The sequence below is a fragment of the Microbacterium sp. NPDC079176 genome, assembly GCF_040686675.1.
GTDB lineage: Bacteria > Actinomycetota > Actinomycetes > Actinomycetales > Microbacteriaceae > Microbacterium.
This window is the reverse complement of the sequence record NZ_JBFBLM010000004.1, coordinates 501,879-516,495: the sequence shown is the minus strand read 5'-3', so window position 1 is coordinate 516,495 and position 14,617 is coordinate 501,879. Positions and strand designations below refer to the sequence as shown.

General features: G+C 69.0%; 13 protein-coding genes. 5 read left to right on the top strand and 8 right to left on the bottom strand.

The genetic code is table 11. The features are described 5' to 3' along the window. Positions 1 to 3 precede the first annotated feature (3 nt). Positions 4 to 813: an RDD family protein gene (locus AB0P11_RS12825; RefSeq protein WP_053095655.1), complete on the top strand. Its 810-nt coding sequence runs from the start codon at positions 4 to 6 to the stop codon at positions 811 to 813. A 32-nt stretch (positions 814 to 845) separates the two neighbouring features. Here the strand turns inward: AB0P11_RS12825 and AB0P11_RS12820 are convergent, their stop codons facing one another. From AB0P11_RS12820 to AB0P11_RS12805, 4 genes are all read right to left on the bottom strand, one after another. Continuing rightward, positions 846 to 2,060: an ABC transporter permease gene (locus AB0P11_RS12820; protein WP_363522315.1), complete on the bottom strand. Its 1,215-nt coding sequence runs from the start codon at positions 2,058 to 2,060 to the stop codon at positions 846 to 848. After that, complete coding sequence (locus tag AB0P11_RS12815) at positions 2,057 to 2,911, bottom strand: ABC transporter ATP-binding protein (protein ID WP_363522313.1); 855 nt, start codon at positions 2,909 to 2,911, stop codon at positions 2,057 to 2,059. The genes AB0P11_RS12820 and AB0P11_RS12815 overlap by 4 nt, the downstream gene beginning before the upstream one ends. Continuing rightward, positions 2,908 to 3,867, bottom strand: a complete 960-nt coding sequence (locus tag AB0P11_RS12810; RefSeq protein ID WP_363522311.1) for a biotin/lipoyl-binding protein — start codon at positions 3,865 to 3,867, stop codon at positions 2,908 to 2,910. The genes AB0P11_RS12815 and AB0P11_RS12810 overlap by 4 nt, the downstream gene beginning before the upstream one ends. Positions 3,868 to 3,947: 80 nt before the next feature. Then, entirely contained in the window at positions 3,948 to 4,154 is a 207-nt protein-coding gene (locus AB0P11_RS12805) for a DUF3499 family protein (protein ID WP_053095653.1), read from the bottom strand. 165 nt (positions 4,155 to 4,319) lie between these two features. Here AB0P11_RS12805 and AB0P11_RS12800 point away from each other — a divergent pair, with 165 nt between their 5' ends. Next, positions 4,320 to 4,661 carry a metallopeptidase family protein gene (locus tag AB0P11_RS12800; RefSeq protein ID WP_053095652.1) on the top strand — a complete coding sequence of 114 codons (342 nt, stop codon included), beginning with the start codon at positions 4,320 to 4,322 and terminating at the stop codon, positions 4,659 to 4,661. 30 nt (positions 4,662 to 4,691) lie between these two features. Here AB0P11_RS12800 and AB0P11_RS12795 read toward each other — a convergent pair whose 3' ends face one another. From AB0P11_RS12795 to manA, 4 genes are all read right to left on the bottom strand, one after another. Next, a complete protein-coding gene (locus tag AB0P11_RS12795; RefSeq protein WP_056278215.1) occupies positions 4,692 to 6,074 on the bottom strand; it encodes a DUF5719 family protein in 1,383 nt (460 codons plus the stop codon). Then, positions 6,071 to 9,052, bottom strand: coding sequence for a glycosyltransferase (locus AB0P11_RS12790; RefSeq protein ID WP_363522308.1), 2,982 nt, complete (start codon positions 9,050 to 9,052; stop codon positions 6,071 to 6,073). Before AB0P11_RS12790 ends, AB0P11_RS12795 begins: the two co-directional genes overlap by 4 nt. 92 nt (positions 9,053 to 9,144) lie before the next feature. Continuing rightward, the gene (locus AB0P11_RS12785; RefSeq protein ID WP_072591048.1) at positions 9,145 to 9,462 is read right to left on the bottom strand and encodes a WhiB family transcriptional regulator; all 318 of its coding nucleotides are present in this window, start codon (positions 9,460 to 9,462) and stop codon (positions 9,145 to 9,147) included. A 158-nt stretch (positions 9,463 to 9,620) separates the two neighbouring features. Further along, positions 9,621 to 10,763, bottom strand: a complete 1,143-nt coding sequence (gene manA / locus AB0P11_RS12780) for a mannose-6-phosphate isomerase, class I (RefSeq protein ID WP_363522305.1) — start codon at positions 10,761 to 10,763, stop codon at positions 9,621 to 9,623. Between the two features lie 84 nt (positions 10,764 to 10,847). Here manA and AB0P11_RS12775 point away from each other — a divergent pair, with 84 nt between their 5' ends. The 3 genes from AB0P11_RS12775 (at position 10,848) to AB0P11_RS12765 (ending at position 14,613) form a co-directional block, all read left to right on the top strand. After that, positions 10,848 to 12,263: an O-antigen ligase family protein gene (locus AB0P11_RS12775; RefSeq protein WP_285363038.1), complete on the top strand. Its 1,416-nt coding sequence runs from the start codon at positions 10,848 to 10,850 to the stop codon at positions 12,261 to 12,263. After that, positions 12,260 to 13,558 (top strand): O-antigen ligase family protein, encoded by a 1,299-nt coding sequence (locus tag AB0P11_RS12770; RefSeq protein ID WP_363522303.1) that lies wholly within the window; start codon positions 12,260 to 12,262, stop codon positions 13,556 to 13,558. The genes AB0P11_RS12775 and AB0P11_RS12770 overlap by 4 nt, the downstream gene beginning before the upstream one ends. A 98-nt stretch (positions 13,559 to 13,656) precedes the next feature. Next, positions 13,657 to 14,613, top strand: a complete 957-nt coding sequence (locus AB0P11_RS12765; protein WP_053095647.1) for a glycosyltransferase family 2 protein — start codon at positions 13,657 to 13,659, stop codon at positions 14,611 to 14,613. The last annotated feature ends 4 nt before the right edge of the window (positions 14,614 to 14,617 follow it).

Here is a 14,617-nt window from a genome sequence, read left to right as displayed (position 1 = left end):
CTCATGTCCGCCGCGCTCGATGCATCCGACGAGGTCCTCTCGGGCGAGGCCGTCGCGATCGACGTGCAGCCGATCGGCTTCGTGTTGCGAGCCGCGGGCGCGATCATCGACCTCCTGGTCGGGCTCGCTGTGTTCCTGTCGACGATCTTCCTGCGGATCTGGCTCCTCGACATCGGCGTCCTGACCCAGGCGACAGACACGATCGCCTTGATCGCCTCGATCGTGATCAGCTTCGTGGTGCTGCCGATCACCATGGAGGTCGCCCTCAAGGGCCGCAGCCTGGGCAAGCTCGCCGTCGGGGGTCGGATCGTGCGACTCGACGGTGGCGCGACTGGTTTCCGCCATGCGTTCATCAGGGCACTCCTCGGCGTCCTCGAGATCTACATGACGCTGGGCAGCATCGCGGTGCTCGCCGGAGCGTTCAGCGCCCGCTCGCAGCGGCTCGGAGACATGGTCGCCGGCACCTACAGCCAGCGCGTGCGCACGCCCAAGCTGATCCCGAGCGTCCCCGTGCTGCCGCCGATGCTCGCCGGCTGGGCGCAGATCGCCGATGTCGCGCGCCTCCCCGACCGTCTCGCGCGCCGCATCTCGCAGTTCCTGCAGAGCGCTCAGCGGATGGTCCCGTCAGCTCGCGCCCGAGTGGCGCAGGATCTCCTGACCGAGGCATCGCCGTTCGTCTCGCCTCTGCCTCAGGCCGCCCCGGAGGTTGCGCTCATCGGCATCACCGTGCTGCGGCGCGAGCGGGAGCGCAGAGCGCTGGAGAACGCCGACCGCCGAGCGGAGAAGCTCACCGGCCGACGCGTCGGGGCCTGAGCACACCGGTCTCTTCGCGAACCCCGGCGCCGTCAGAATCGGATCGCGTCGATCACCTTGACGCGAAGGGCGACCAGTGCAGGGATGAAGCCGGCGACGGCGCCCACCAGGATCGACGCGGCGAGCCCCACGAAGGCCGCGCGCATCGGGAACGGCGGCACGTCCTGGATCCCGTAGAACAGCGAGGTGACGACCCAGTCCGAACGGAGCACCGCGACGACGATCGCGATGCCGACGAGCCCCGCCACCGTCGTCGCGACGAGGCTCTCGAGGAAGACCGAGAAGAAGACCCGGCCCGAGGTGGCGCCGAATGCGCGACGCACGCCGATCTCACGCACTCGCTGCCGCATCGCGACGAGCTGGATGTTGATCAGACTCAGAGCTCCCAGCGCGAGGATCACGGCAGCGATGCCGCCGGTGACCATCTCGAACGTCGCCTGCGCATCCAGCGCACCGGGCTGGGCGGCCCAGTCCGACCGGCTGACCGACACCGTCTGCCCGTCCGGGAGCCCTGCGCGAAGATCCATGGCGAGCACGGGTGCGATCTCGTCGACCTGCTCCTGTCCGAGCCAGACCTCGTACTGCGGCCAGGCGCCCTCCGGCAGAGCATCGACGCGGGCACGATACGCGTCGTAGAGGATGTCGACCCGAAGCTCCTCGTCTCCGAACCCCTGGCGAGGCGCGACACCCACGACCTGATAAGTGCCACCCGCAGGCCCCGCGAGCGTGAGAATCGGATGCTCCGCGACGGGCGTGCGACCGATGCGATCCCACAGCGCCTCCGTGATCACGACGGGCGGGGAGAGTGCGTCGGCATCCGCATCCCGCATCCATCGGCCCACGAGCAGCTGCTCGCGGTGGATCTCGGAGTAGAGCGGATCGATCAATCGTGAGTTGACATCGACGATGCCGTCCGGCAGCTGCACCGGAACGACCATGCCCTGCGCGATCCGGGCCGTGTGGCTGAACTCGAACCGCTCCGTGACGCGCGTGAACCTCTCATCGAAGGCGTCGAAGTCGACCGGCGCCCCGTCGTCGCTGCTGATCGTGACGACCAGGGTCGCCGCCCTGCCTCCCCAGCGATCCGACTGCTCCGCCTGGAACTGACGCTGATACTCCGAGACGGCGACGACCCCGGTGAGGGCTGCCACCGAGACCGCGATGCCGATCAGGCTGAGCAGCACACGCAGCTTGTGGACGCGGATCTCCGCCCACGCATCCGACAGCGCTCCGAGGATGCCGGTCATGACGCGGCTCCGCGACGCGAGTACGGCATGGCCGGCATGCTGCCGGGTGTCGGCATCTCGGCCCCGGTGGACGCAGCCGCCGGTGCGGATGCGGCCGGGACGGATGAAGAGGGAACGAATGCGGAGGGAACGGATGCCGCGAGGGTCGAGGCTTCGAAGGCGCGGCTGAGATCCGCAGGCTCGAGGACCCCGGCGTCGAGTCGGTAGTGCCGTCGGGCACGGGCGGCCACATGGAGGTCGTGCGTGATGGTCACGAGCGCCGCGTCGGTCTCGGTCGCGACCTCGTCGAGCAGCGACATGACGGACGCGCCCGTGTCGATGTCGAGTGCGCCGGTCGGCTCGTCCGCGAGGATCAGCACGGGCCTGCGCACGAGGGCCCTCGCGATCGCGACCCGCTGCTGCTCTCCTCCCGAGAGTCGATCGGCGATCTGCTCGATGCGATGACCGAGGCCGACTCTCTCGAGCATGTCAGCGGCGATCTGCCTCCTGTTCCAGAACAGCCGACCGCGCGCATGGCCGAGTGGCATCATCACATTGTCGAGCGCGGTGCGCCCCGGGAGCAGATTGAACTGTTGGAACACGAAGCCGACGTTGTCGCCGCGCAGCCGGTCCAGCCGCCCCGACCGCATCCGACGCACTTCGCGATCCTCGAACGACACGGAGCCGGTGGTCGGAGCGTCGAGCATCCCGAGGATGTTGAGCAGCGTCGACTTCCCGGAGCCCGACCTGCCGACGATCGAGACGTGATCACCCGCACTGACCTCGAGCGTGATCCCTCGCAGGATCTCCAGCTCCGAGTCGTCAGCGAGCCGCACGCTCTTCGTCACATCGCTCAGCGCGACGAGAGTCACCAGCTGACCCCGCTGTCGCACTGCTCGACTCCGGGAGCCACCTCGTAGCAGACCTCCTCGACCGGGGCGACGAAGCCGGGGACGAACTGGCGGATCGACTCCCCCTCTTCGAGGCCGGAGACCACCTCGACCATGGCCCCGTCACTCACGCCGAGCTCGACCGCTCGCTCTTCCGGTTCAGCGCCGTCGCCGGCATCGACCCAGACGTTGCCCGTGCCCGCGCCACCCTGCACAGCGGTGACCGGCACCACCAGGGCGTCATCCACCTGCCCGAGCGCCAGATCCATCGTCGCCGGCAGACCGGCGAAGACGACCTGGTCACCGGGCACCGCGCATCGCACGCTCGCTGTGCCCTCGGCGCTCACCTGCACCCGCACTCCTGTGCACACGAACGGCGCGGGCCCCCCGGTGATCGTCACCGATGCGTCGGCCGGCGCATTCACCAGGCGGTACAGCTGGACCGGCTCGACGGTCGCGAGCAGGTGGTAGCGCGCGGGCGTGAGCGTGAAGATCTCGGTTCCGGTGGATGTCGCCTGACCCTTCACGAGAGCGATCTCCGAGACGTCGCCGGCCTCCGGCGCGACGACGTCCACATCCTTCTTGGGCTCGTCCTGCCTGATCGTGAAGAGCTTCTGCCCCGCCGCGACGGTCGCCCCGTCGGAGACATGCACCGCGATGACCGTTCCGGTGATCTCCGACCGCACCGGGAACGCGTCATCGCGTGCGACGTTGCCGCTCAGGGTGAGAGCGTTCACCACCGAGCCCCGTTCGACCGGGATGACGGGATCGACGATCGACGACTCGGGGCTGACCATCGCCTCTGTGGCGTCCGGGAAGAACGCGATCTTCACGAGAGCCGCGGCGCACGCACCGAAGACGAGAACGAGAAGAAGAGGGAAGATCCAGCGTCGCCAGACGATCACGGCTGCCTTTCCGGCGGCGCCGCCCTGGCGCATCCGCGGTCAGCGTATCGGCATGCGTCGATGACCCACCCGCCCCGAGGCGGCGTGTCCCCGTCGGCGATGCGGACGGTATATCAGGCGCGAAGCGCCTCGTGCCGGACGACGAGCCATCCCGCGGGAACGGACAGGCGGTCCGCATGCTGTGCGCACAGATCATGCGCGTTCGGGTGGCGCGCCATCCCCAGGGGCCCGAGCGCGGCCATCTGATCGCCGTAGTCGTAGGTGAGAGTGGCCACGGCCTCGCGCGCGCAGCCGACCTTAGAGCAGAGTCTTCCGTCCATTCACGCCAGGCTACGTCGAGGTTCATCGGATGAGCGGATGCCGCGCCGCCGCGCCCGTCGGACTCGGCCTAGACTTTCGCTATGCCCCGTCGCTCCCGCACCTCTGACGCACCCCGCCGCGGGGCCAGGCACGGGCGCCACGGTCGGCTCGGACGCAGCGAGGTCGTGCGCCCTCCACTCGCCCCTCTCGACGGGCGCATCGACCGGTTCGATCTGACCGTCGGCACTGCGGTGGAGTTCCTTCGAGGAACCTGGCCCGAACTGCAGGAGGTGCGGTTCGAGATCGGCGCCATGCCCGCGTTCGAGGCCGCAGACGAGGTCCCGCGCTGGTACCTCGATCACGAGAAGGCGCGCATCGTGCTCTTCCGGCTTCCCATCGAACGGCTGCTGCCGCCGGGACACGACGACTCCGCCCACCGCAGGATGGCGATCGAGAGCGCCGTGTTCAGAGCTGCGGCCGAGTACGTCGGCCGCGAGCCCTGGGACCTCGGCGGCCACGAGCACTGAGCTCAGAGACCGTCCTCGCCGGTCCGCAGGTCACGGGTAGACGGTGATGCTCTGCTGCGCTCCCGCAGCCGGCCATACCGGCCAGACCGCGAGCGCTCCGGGCGCGCTCATCGTGACGGAGGCATGCACCGGCGCCGAGGTCGACAGCGCATACACCGTGCGCGGCGTCACATCGACCGACGCCGACGAGTGAGCGGGGACAGTGACCTCGACGGGCTCTCCGCCCGATGTCGATGCGACCTGCACCGTCGCATCGACATCCTCGTCGTTGGCGAGCACGAGGCGAGGCGTCGGCCCGGCAGGAACGGCGACGTACACGTCATCCTCGAGCTCCGGCGCCGGCGTGACCCAGGCGAAATCGTCCTGCGGCCCGGCGACATCCTGCTGCCGCACCGCGGCGAGCACAGGGTTGTCCGATTCGATGCTCATCGTGTAGTCCCCCGGCGACAGCGCGGAGAGCGACAGCTCGGTGGGTGCGTCGGCGGTGAGCGGAACGGTGAACTCGTCGGCGATCGTCGACGCACCGACCTCTCTGACCGTCACGACGGCCTGGGAATCGACCTCGGGTGACATCAGCCGCAGAACCGCCATGTCTGCGTTGTCGCCCTGGTTCTCGAAGACCTGGATGCCCGGGAGCACCGGCTGACGCTGCGCAGCGGGAACCGCATCCTGCAGGTCGATGCCCGAGGGATCGAGGGTCCGGGTGAGCGACGACTGCAGTACAGCCCGCACGGGCGACCCTGTCGCGGTCACCTTGACGATCGGGAAGTCCGATCCGGCGGCGATCGATGACAGCGCGAGCGCGACCTGAGACTCCGCGGGGACGATCACGGTGCTGGACGCCCGCGCAGACCCGAACACGCCGAGAGAAACAGTGGAGGGCACGACCCCGGGGTTCGTGAGAACGATCAGGTCCTCGGTCCCGGTGGCGACCGTTCCGCCGACGAGCCACGACTCGATGCCCGCAGGACGGCAGGGCGCCGCGGCGAGACCGAACAGGTCCGCCTCCTGCACGCTGACCGACTCCGTGGCGCCGAGCAGCGGCGCCTGGCGTCCCTCGACAGGGCCCACGAGGCGTTGCGCGGATCCGCCGTCGGCGAGGTCCTTCGCAGGCAGGGGACTCGACTCCGGTCGCCCGGATGACCCCTCGGAGGTCAGTTGGGGAGACGCCGCCGACACCATCTCGAGCGGGTTGGAGGGATCTCGACCGACCGCGCGAAGGTCACCGTTGCAGACGAGAACGGTGTCACCCGGAAGGGGCGCCACCTGCGCCTGAGCGGGCTCGTGCGAGACAGTCGGCCACGGCGCGGTGATGCCGACGACGACACCGACGACGCACGCTCCTGCGACGACGGCGCCTGTCAGGACTCGAGCGCCGGTCGCCGCCACCCGGAATGCGCGGTTGCGGGTCATCGCCGCTCCTCCTCACCCTGTTCGGTCGACGGATGGGCCTCGACTGCCGCATCCGGCTCGGGCCCGTCCGAGGGCGCGGCGTCGGCTGTTGCGGCTGTCTCAGCGACCTCCGGATCGCCGTGCGGTTCTGCGGCGCCGTCGCGGTCCTCGGGGTGCCGAGGCAGCACGAGCGGCTCTTCCGGTGCTCGTCCGACGATGCGCGAGCGGGCGCGGGCTGCTCGCCGCGACGCACGTGTCGGCACGGACAGCAGCAGCGCCGCGAGCACGAGCACGAGCTGGACCGTGATCACGAGGCGCGCTGTCGCCTGCTGAGCGGTCGAGAGCGGAGCCCGTGGCGAGGCGTCGGCCTCGAGCCTGTAGAGCACACCACGGTCGGTCGAGCCGGCCTGGACGAACCCAGCCCGCTGGTCGAGCGATGTCACCGCGGCCGTGCGCAGAGAGCGAGCACGGTCCGACTCCTCACCCGAGACCTGTGCGAGCAGGACGTACGAGATCCCCGTCCGAGCCAGCTCATCAGCCGCATCGAAGTCCCTGGCCGAGAGCAGATCGACCGCGAGCGTCGTGAGGTCGGAGCCGCGCAGCTCCGTCGCTGTGGAGAGGATCGTCGTCTGGGCGCTCAGCGTCTCGCTTCCGCCCCACGCCACCTCGGTCGCCAGGCCGCCGTCGTTCTGCGGGGTGAGCACGAGGGTTCCGATCTGACGGTCGGCACCCGCCTGCGCTGCGACATACGCCGGCAGCGTCGATGCGGGACCGTCTCGGAGCTCCGACTCGTCCGCGTGGACCGCGGCCAGGGCAGGAACAGCGCACACGACGATCGCAAGACCGGCGACCGCCGCGCTGAGCACCCGGACCCGTGGCATGGTCACCGCGGTGTCGAGCGTCACGAGGGCGGCTCCGGTGACGCCGATCCACGCGAGGCTGAGACCCGAACCCGGCCAGATGGCGACGGGAGTCCCTTGGGCGAAGGACACGGCGACTCCCACGGCCAAGAACGCGGTGGCCAGGCCGCAGAGCGCGACGAGCAGAAGAGTGATTCCGGCTCGCCAGCGCGGGGCGACCGCTGATGCGAGAGCGAGGAGCGCGAGCGGGGCGAGCAGCACCCCCACCCACGGCGCGAGCTCGAGGCCGAGCCACGTCGCCCACCCGGCCATGTCACCGCTGGGGAATCCGCTGGCCAACGCGAGTCTGCCTGCGGCATCGGCCGCTGCCTGCGGACCGGCCCAGATCGAGCCGGGATCCGCGAGCACCGCGAGGATGTCTCCGCGGCTCAGCTGCCAGACCACGAGCGGCGCGAAGAGGGCGACGGCGGGAATCGGCACCCAGACCAGGCGGACGGCTCCGCGGATACGAGCGCCGGCGAGGGTGATGCCGAGCGCCACGACCCACAGCAGGAGGAGTGCCGGGGCGAGCGAGGGCGCACATGCCGTGACCGCGGCGAAGAGGAGCGACGCTGCACCTGCTGCGCCCCACGAACGATGGGCCACCGCCCCGGCGTGGAAGAGCCAGGGCAGGAGGAGGTGCACCAGCACAGCGGCGGGGCGACCGTCGACGAGCGCGGTGAGGAAGGTGGGAGCGAGCGCCCACACGATTCCGGCGAAGATGCGCAGACCCGCACGGTCGGTCACTCGCGTGGCCGCGAACCAGCCGCCGAGCACGGCGAGGGGCAGCGCCAGCACCCAGAGGAGCACGAGGGAGAACGACGGGGCGGCCGGCCAGAGAGAGCCGAGCACAGCGAGCACTCCGGAGAAGGGGTCCGCGGCGCCGACGACGTCGACTCCGAGACCGCGCAGCCCCCAGGCGGCGTCATTCCACAGCGCACCCACCGTCGACCGCAGCGGAAGCAGCGCACCGCCACCGAGCACGGGCCACGCGAGGATCGTGGTGAAGGTCGCGATGCTGACGACGAGGGCGCCCAGCACCGCCCAGGCGCCTCCGCCCGAGAAGAACCGGAGCTCACTGACCGCTCCGCCCTCGCTGCCGTGGCCGTCATCCAGCCGACGACGAAGATCGGAGCTGCTCACACGCAGCGGGGCGATGCTCGACCAGCTCGAGGTGCGGAAGGAGCGGATGCGAGAACGAGACCGCGCGATCGCGCCGAAGCGGAACATCGCCGTCACCGCAGCCGCCCACTCGGGCGCGACGGCCTCCGGCCGCTTGCCGATCAGGTCGGCCATGGATCGCCAGAGCGCGAGAGGAAGCAGAGTGAGCCAGTGCAGCGGGACGGAGATCGCCGGGGCATAAGCGAGGCGGCGGTGCAGCTGGGCGAGTCTGGTCGCGAACGCGCGCCTGCCCCGCGCGGTCGGAGGTGTCCCTGGTCCGTCCGGTGACACGGATACGCGCGCCGAGGGCGCGAGCACGACGCGTCCGCCACCGAGGCGGGCACGGACTCCGAGGTCGAGACCCAGGTCGGCTCCCGCGAGCGCCGGATCCGGACGCAGCGCATCGCGGACCTCGCCGCGGATCAGCATGCCGCGGATGTCCGCACCGAGCGCGTCGTCGCTGGCATCGTGCTGTCCTTGGTCGAGCTCGCCGCCGGCCAGCTCCACCGAGCGCCCCAGAGTCGTCATGCTGACGCCCAGAGAGACGATCTCGCGGTCGTTGTCGGTCTGCACGAGCTTGGGCGCCACGATCGCCGCCGACGGAGATCGTTCGAGAGTGCCGATCAGGCGCTCGAGCGCTCGCGGGTGCGGAGCGGTGTCCTGTGCGAGCAGCCAGACGGCGCTGCCCTCGAGGATGCGGGGTCTGGCGAGTTCGACGGCATCCGCGAATGAGGTGTTGCCGCGCGCCTGGATGATGCCCTCGACTGTGCTGGTCACCGCCTCGCTCTCGCGAGCCGACGCCGCGTCGCCGCACATCACCAGGGTGATGGCGGCTGCGGGCGTCGTCTGGGAGCGCAACGCATCGAGTGTGCGGAGCAGCTGCGCGCGGGCGGAGGAACCGGGGCGCGCGACGATGATTGCGTGAACTCGGGCTGGCATGACGTGGTCAGCCTATGCGTGCGACAGGAATCGGGGGCTGACCCGACCCGGCGTGGCCGCGAAGCTATGAACGCGGACGAATCACTGCCGGGTCAGCTCGCGCGACGCTTGAGCTTGCGGCGCTCGCGCTCGGAGAGACCGCCCCAGATTCCGAAGCGCTCGTCGTTGTTGAGCGCGTACTCGAGGCACTCGCCGCGGACATCGCAGGACGTGCAGATCCTCTTGGCGTCACGGGTCGATCCGCCCTTCTCGGGGAAGAAGGCCTCAGGATCAGTCTGCGAGCACAGTGCATCGCTCTGCCATGCGAGAGCATTGTCATCGTCGGTCTCGACCTTGCGAACCCCGGGAACACCGAGGTTGATCGGATCGACGAACCAGTTCTCCGGTACGTCTGAACGGTAACCCGTCATCTCGCTCTCCAACCCCTAAATTCCGCCCCCTCGGCGGGCCGTGCTCAACTAATTACACCCGTGTCATTCCCATCGGTCAAGTCGCGGATCGTAAACCCTCAATCCGGTCTTGAAGGTTCTTGACCTCCGTACGGCGTGTCGCACGTCCGCCCGAGGAGTCAGCGGCCGGAGGTGAGATCGCCGGGCGATGCGACGAACGCCTCGCCCTGGCCGCCGACGGTCAATCGAACCTCGTCGGCGGACGCGAACGCGACGGTGCCGACCGGAACATCGAGCACTGCACCGTCCGCACCGCCCACCCTGACGCGACCGGACGTCGCGAGGACCATCGTCGGTCCGTCCACGTCGATGACGACGTCCTGGCCGTCGAGTTCGACTCTTCTCAGCGAGAAGTCCGCGACGGGCACCGGGTACTCCGTGATCGCACCATCCGTCGTCGGGCGCAGCACCGGCACCTCGCCGGTCGTCGTGTCGAGGACCGAGAGCAGCTCGGCCACATCGATGCGCTTGGGCGTGAGACCGCCGCGCAGGACGTTGTCGCTCGCCGCCATGATCTCCACTCCGAGACCGGCGATGTAGGCATGCAGGAGCCCGGCCCGCAGGAAGATGCCCTCGCCCCTGCGAAGCACCACGTGGTTCATGAGCAGCGCGACGACCACACCGGGGTCTCCCGGATAGGTCTCCGCGATCGCCGCCACACCGCGGAGCGTCTCGGCCCATTCGCCCGACGCGGAGGCTGCGGCCGCGCTCACCGAGGCGACGACGTCGTCGACCACGGACCGCGCATCGCCGGACAGCAGCCAGCCGATCGTGTCGCGCAGGACGTCGCCCTCACCGCGGAGACGATCAGCGAGTTCCTCGACCCCGGCGCTCTGCCCCAACTCCCCCAGCAGGCCCAGGGTGTCGCCGACGGGGCGCAGCCCGCTCAGGGATTCGAACCGTTCGCTCAGGGCGACGATCAGCTCGGGCTTGTGGTTGTCATCGCGGTAGTTGCGAGTCGGGTCCGTGGCGTCGAGCGTCGATTCTCTCGCCCACCCGGCTCTCGCCTGCTCGACGGTCGGGTGCACCTGGATGGACAGGGGCGATGCGGCCGCGAGGAGCTTGAGCAGGTACGGCAGAGCACCGCCCGTGACGGCGTCCAGCGTCCCGCCGCCCTGCACGTCGGACGGGTCTCCCGGGTGGTCGCCGAACCACACCTCCGCCTCAGGCGCACCCGTGGGGGTGCGGCTTTCCAGGTCGGCCAGGAGCGTCGGGGATCCCCACGCGTAATCACGGGGTGCATTCGAGAGACTGAGCAGCATGCCACCAGGCTATTGGCAGGGAACCCACGGTGCCACGACCGTCCCATCGGTGACTCCCGACTTCCGCGCGGTAGCCTGAACGCGATGGCGCAATACACGAAGCACCCGGTCGCCGCCCCGCCCGCCGCTCCCGAGCGCGAGTCCACGGGGCATCTTCTGCTGCGCGGGTACATCGGCCTGGTGCTGTTCGCGACCTTCGCGCACTCGGCGGTGTACAACCTCGTGGGCGAGATCGGCGCATTCATCACCCTCCTCGTCTTCCTGATCGCGACGCTCTCCATCGGCGTTCCGATGATCGCCCGTCGGCGACCTGCCGCGTTCGCGTGGCGTCGCCTGCCCTGGGCCGCCGTCGCGTACACCACGCTGGCCCTGCTCTCGGTCGCGTGGTCTCAGTGGCGCGGAGCGACCATCATCACCTGGGTCCTGCTCGCCACCGTCACGGTGAACGCGCTCTTCATCGTCCATGTGCTGACCTGGCACGAGATCGTGCGGGCGCTCGCTTCCGCGTTCAAGTGGATCCTCGGCCTGTCCCTCGCGCTCGAACTGTGGGTCGCCCTTGTGGTCCACGCTCCGATCCTGCCGAACTTCTTCGTGCGGCCGGACGGCGAGACCAACGCCCACTGGTACTGGGTTCGCGGCAACCTCGTGGACGGCGGCCGGATCCAGGGCATCGTGGGCAATTCGAACGTGCTCGCCATCATCTGCCTGTTCGCGATACTCACCTTCGGCGTGCTGTTCGCCGCGCGCACGCGCTGGCGCACCACTCTCGCGCTCTGGGCCCTCCTCGCGGGATACTTCCTCGTCCGGGCCGGATCCGCGACGGCATACGTGTGCGCCGCCGCTGCCGCCGCAGTCCTGGTCGTCGCTCTGCTGATGCGCCGCGCGACGTCTCCGGGCGCACGAACCCGACTGTATGTGCTGTTCATCGGCGGCGCCGTGGTCATCGGATCCGCCGTCTGGCTCCTGCGTGAACCCCTGTTCGCCCTCATCGGTCGCAGCGCAGACCTCACCGGGCGCTCCGACAAGATCTGGGACAAGGTCCTCGCGCGTGCCGCGGAGCATCCGATCTTCGGCAACGGGTTCTCGAGTCCCTGGGTCCCCTTCGATCCTGCCTTCGCCGGATGGATCGAGGATCACGGCATCACGGTGTTCCACGCGCACAACATGTGGCTCGACGTGCTGATGCAGCTGGGCGTGGTGGGGGTCGTCCTCATGGCTCTCGCCTATCTCAGCCTGCTCTGGCGTTCGTGGTTCTTCGCCATCGACCGCCCGCGCTGGGATCTGAGGTCGGACCGCGACTATTCGGCGATCACTCTGCTTCCGAGCCTCTTCACGGTCGTGCTGCTCGTGCAGGGTCTGACGGAATCGACCCCGATCATGCTCTGGGGCTGGATGCTGCTGGTCCTGCTCTCGTTCAAGATCAAGGTCGTGCCCCTGGTCGGCGTCGGTGAACGCGAGCGTGTGATCGAGCGCGGCGAGCGAAGCCGGCGGGTTCCGTGACGCCCGAACGTCGTCTGAGCGATCTGCTCGGCTCGGCCGAGTTCGCCCGCGCGTACACGATCGCGGTCCTCACAGCGGTCTTCTCGTCGTTCGCGATCGAGCACATCGCCTCATCGGTCACCCTCGCGACGATCATCGCCGTCCTGTGCGTCGTCGGCGCCTGGATCCTGTGGGTGCGCAGGGAGGAGCTGTCGCTGCTGCGGATCGCTCCGTCCTCGCTGCTGGCCTTCCTGGCGTGGGCCGCCGTCAGCATCGTGTGGACGACCGACAAGTCCGACACCGCTTTCGGTTGGATGGAGCTCTTCGGCTTCGCCTTCCTGGCGATCACCGTCGGCCACATCCGCGACACCCTCCAGACCGTCCGCGCCCTGGGCGACTCGCTGAGGTTCCTCCTCCTCGTGTCTCTGTGCCTGGAGCTCCTCTCCGGCGTGCTGCTCGACACGCCCTTCCTCTTCCTCGGCATCCAGGGAGACCTGGCCGTCGGCGGACCCGTGCAGGGGATCTTCGGCAGCAGGAACATGCTCGGTTTCGTCACCGTGATCGCACTCATCACTTTCGTGGTGGAGTGGCGGTCGCAGTCGCTGACCGCTCGCATCGCGATCCCCTCGATCGCGCTCGCGGCGCTGCTGGCCTTCTTCTCCTCCTCCCCCACCGTGCTCGTGCTCGCGGCCGCAGTCGGCGTCGTCGCCGTCGCGCTCGCGATCGTCCGTCACACCCCGCCCGAGCGGCGGACCATCGTGCAGTGGGTGCTCGGTGTCCTCGTCGCTCTCGCCCTCGCCGCCGCGTTCGCACTTCGCCATGTGATCATCGCGCTGCTCGATGCCGGTTCGGACTTCTCGATCAGAGCGACCCTGTGGAACACGATCCTCGATTTCGTCGCTCTCAAGCCGGTCGAGGGGTGGGGCTGGTACGGCGCGTGGGCCCGCGGAGAGTTCCCGTTCACGTACATCAACTTCCTGCTCGACGACCACCACCAGAGCGCGCTGAACGCGTACTTCGACGTCCTGCTGCAACTGGGCGCCGCCGGCCTCGTGCTCTTCCTCCTGTTCGGCGGCATCGCCACCGTCCGGTCCTGGCTCGTCGCGAGCGCTCGACGTTCGGTGGTCTACGCCTGGACCCCGCTCATGCTCGTCACACTCGCCGTCGAGTCGATGTTCGAGAGCTTCACGATCGTCGGCGCGGGCTGGTTCATGCTCGTGCTCTGTGCGCTGCGGGCCGGCCAGACGAGGTCGTGGCGGGAGAACATCGACGCCGCGCACACCGGAGCGATCCCGACGCTGCGTCCCGAACGCTGACCTCCGCGCCGCGCCCTCGGCGGATTCCGAACTGCTCCGGGTAGGGTGGATCTGCTCGCGGCGCCCTGCGGGCCCCGAGCCTCCGGAGATTTCACCTCGTGACTCACGCCCCCTTCGACCCGGCCTCCGCGACGATCGTCATCGTCACGTACAACCGGTCTCACCTCCTGACCGGCCTCCTCGAGAGCATCACGGCGATGGACCCGAAGCCGGGCCACGTCGTGATCATCGACAACGCCTCGTCCGACGACACCACCGAGGTCGTCGACTCCTTCCGTCCTCGGCTCGGCACCGAGATCATCTACCGACGCCTCGAGACGAACACCGGCGGGTCGGGCGGCTTCAGCGAAGGCATGCGCACGGCGTACGAGCTGGGTTCGGAGTGGATCTGGATGATGGACGACGACGTCGAGGTCGTGACCGACGGCCTGGCGAAGATGGGCAAGTGGGCCCCGCGGTTCAAGAGCATCCAGGGCCGCCGATACGACTACGACGGCAGCGAGTTCTACTGGCAGTACCGGATCGCCGAGCGCATGGGCATCCCGATCCCGTTCGCGCCGTCCGGGTTCGATGCGTCGGGCTACAAGGAGATGAACAGCGGATGCTTCGAAGGCATGTTCATCCATCGGTCCATCGTGAAGCAGATCGGTCTGCCCGACCACCGCTTCTTCATCTACTGGGATGACCAGATGTACGGGTGGCTCGCCTCGCGCAAGACCACTGCGGTGATCGTCGACGAGTTCGTCCTGCGACGCACTCGCGAGATCAAGCAGTGGGACATGGGCATCCGCCACATGAACGCCTCGAGCAACGCCTACCGGTTCTACATCATGCGCAACCGGGCGTACATCAAGCAGTACTACCGCGTTCACCGCAACTACAACCCCGTGCTGTTCGGCCTCGGGACGTCGATGACGTTCGCGAAGGAGCTCATCCGCCTCCTCTTCGTCGAGCGCACGGTGCGAGGGACGAGCAATCTGTTCCGGGGACTCAAGGAGGGCGGCAAGCTCGGCCGCGATCGCTCCTGGACGCCCATGCCCGCTCTGGAGGACTGACCGC